Source organism: Aneurinibacillus aneurinilyticus ATCC 12856, from assembly GCF_000466385.1.
GTDB classification, from domain to species: Bacteria; Bacillota; Bacilli; order Aneurinibacillales; family Aneurinibacillaceae; genus Aneurinibacillus; species Aneurinibacillus aneurinilyticus.
In genome coordinates this window covers 45230-47497 of record NZ_KE952871.1, presented here as the reverse complement: position 1 = coordinate 47497, position 2268 = coordinate 45230, and the positions used below count along the sequence as shown (strand labels likewise).

At 33.4% G+C, this 2268-nt stretch carries 3 protein-coding genes; 2 read left to right on the top strand and 1 reads right to left on the bottom strand.

What is annotated here, in order from left to right:
• Window positions 1–355: 355 nt before the first annotated feature.
• On the top strand, window positions 356–595 hold the full coding sequence (locus HMPREF0083_RS20390; protein ID WP_021623634.1) for a hypothetical protein: 240 nt from the start codon (window positions 356–358) through the stop codon (window positions 593–595).
• Between the two features lie 484 nt (window positions 596–1079).
• Window positions 1080–1394 carry a hypothetical protein gene (locus HMPREF0083_RS20385; protein ID WP_021623633.1) on the top strand — a complete coding sequence of 105 codons (315 nt, stop codon included), beginning with the start codon at window positions 1080–1082 and terminating at the stop codon, window positions 1392–1394.
• A 30-nt stretch (window positions 1395–1424) separates the two neighbouring features.
• Here the strand turns inward: HMPREF0083_RS20385 and HMPREF0083_RS20380 are convergent, their stop codons facing one another.
• Window positions 1425–1913 (bottom strand): hypothetical protein, encoded by a 489-nt coding sequence (locus HMPREF0083_RS20380; protein ID WP_040304131.1) that lies wholly within the window; start codon window positions 1911–1913, stop codon window positions 1425–1427.
• Between the last annotated feature and the right edge of the window lie 355 nt (window positions 1914–2268).

Here is a 2268-nt window from a genome sequence, read left to right as displayed (position 1 = left end):
TGGTGACGACCCACTCTGGATCGTACTGGATAATTAACACTCTTGCAACGACATAAAAGAAATCGCAAATGGATGTAAGTATCAAGATTGTCGATATAACTAAGAGTCTGGATGTGCTGTAAAACAAGCATTTCAAAATGAATGGATTAGCGGTGAACGATGAATGGCAGAAAATATAGGAGAGAAGGTATTTATATAGGTAATAAATATGGTTATAAAAAGTGATTGAGAAGTTTAGCTTTGAAGCAAAGGCTCTTAAACATAATCGAATTTATGAATTATGCAGAGACTGCAAAACTTTTAAGAAATACTGTCGATAAGAGAAAAGAACTTACCCTGCAGGTGGAAAAAGAGTATGGAGAATGATCGATTAAAGGGTGGACATGAAAAATCCGCTCCTCTTAGAAAGTTTGTTGAAACAGTTGAGGATAGATTTATTGAAGATCGATTTATTAATGCAATTATTTCTGCTTTTTGTAAGCATGAAACAGTGATTTCATGGAAATCTTCCAATAATCTCCTTGAACGTTCATATAATAAAAAGCCAAATTATGAATATTGTAAGAAATGCCTTAAAATTTTAAAATACTTTTAGGAAGGTGAATGTATATTTACTTGCTTTTGGAATTTCTAGTTCCGTACTGGCTATTCAAGACCATACGTCTAGCGTTGCCAACCTTTTCTTTTTTCTGAATCTCTTCCTTCCAACCACTTGAACTTTTATTACTACGCCAAGTGATTTCTATATAGCTGCTTAGTGGGATACCTTAAAAGAAATCCGCCAAGAGGAAGACTTTTAGTATTGGTAACCGGTCTTCCTTAGAAATGAAGGAAAAGAGGAAACAAAATGATGGCGCGTAGAAAATTAACGTAAAGCAAAGCAAAAAAGCTGAGGGGATATACTACTCAGCTTTTTTACTTAATTTTTTAACATGATTGGCGAGGCATCCCTTCTTTCATAGAAGAGAAAAACGAACGGTTTTTCGTGGAACCTTTTTGTTTGAGAAGGAAAGAAACCCCCACTTCTACAAGTGGCGGGAGGTTCATTAAAATATTAAGAGGATAAGGAGGAATGAATAATGATCTGGGATGTTGTAGGGGGACTGGCATGTTTATATGTTGCACTTGAAATCATAATGTCAATTTTTCATTGGTATAAAAATAAAAAGTATGCCTGCTTAATTTATAAGACGGATGATGCCAAAGATTTTTTCTCAGTCGCGAATCAACTAACTAAAGATGGAGTGCCTTTTATTATACGTTTCTCAAATAACATGAGATTAAGCTATAACAAACGTGTAGACTTAACAGACAATACATTATCACGTCATATTTATGTCGAGAAAAAAAATAAAAACAATGCTCTATATGCGCTTGAGAAACTAGGAAAATAACACACCTTATGGATAATCAACAGGCGTGACTTATTTTAATTTAAATGATGCCTTTATCGAATTTATATCGTCTGCCATAGATAAATATTCTGTCTTTTTCTTCTCATCTTGATTATCATACTGAACATCGGTAGGCGTGTTGATGGTATATACAGTGTCACCTTGTTCTGCAATCTTAGCTATATGAATGAGTTTTATTAATTCATCACCATCTTTGTTCCATTTTTCTTTTTCCCAAACTTGGATATTAAATAATTCTCCTCCGGGTTGATTTGCTTTACTAAAGAATGTAATATTATTGTCTTTTTCTCGTACAACATATTTCCCACTCCATTTTTTGGGGATATTTAGTGTGAAATTATACTTTGTGTTCTCGTATAAAATTAAATTATTCTCATTGCTTTTGTCTTTTTGTGTTTCATTAACAGTGCTTTGTGTTGGTTTAGTGCTCTCCGTACATGAACTTAACAAACTAAGTGACATAATAGACACCATTAAAACGATGAATGTTTTTTTCATTTGGGCATCCTCCTTTAAGTAAAAAGTTTTCATATAAGGGATCAAAACCAAAACCAGTGATTGACGAACTAATCTAAGGTTAAAAATGGAGAAACATTTGCTGAACCTGTAATGTTGTAAGTCTTAAACAACATATGTATTGTTGTTTGGCCCAATAAAGAGCACAAATCTTCGTACATAGAAATACTAACCTACACCATAGTAGCACTGAAAAACAGAATTTTCCACTTGATTAACGCAGACATTGTAGCGATGAATAAAACTGTACCGATTGAAGAATTTGATAATGAAAATGAAGAAAAGGAACGTGTATTGAAAATCGATCACGCCTGTTGATTATCCATAAGGTGGAAGA

Excerpts from the sequence above, each read along its gene's own strand:
- HMPREF0083_RS20390 (WP_021623634.1), top strand. The coding sequence starts at position 356 with ATGGAGAATGATCGATTAAAGGGTGGACATGAAAAATCCGCTCCTCTT.
- HMPREF0083_RS20385 (WP_021623633.1), top strand. The coding sequence starts at position 1,080 with ATGATCTGGGATGTTGTAGGGGGACTGGCATGTTTATATGTTGCACTT.
- HMPREF0083_RS20380 (WP_040304131.1), bottom strand. The coding sequence starts at position 1,913 with ATGAAAAAAACATTCATCGTTTTAATGGTGTCTATTATGTCACTTAGT.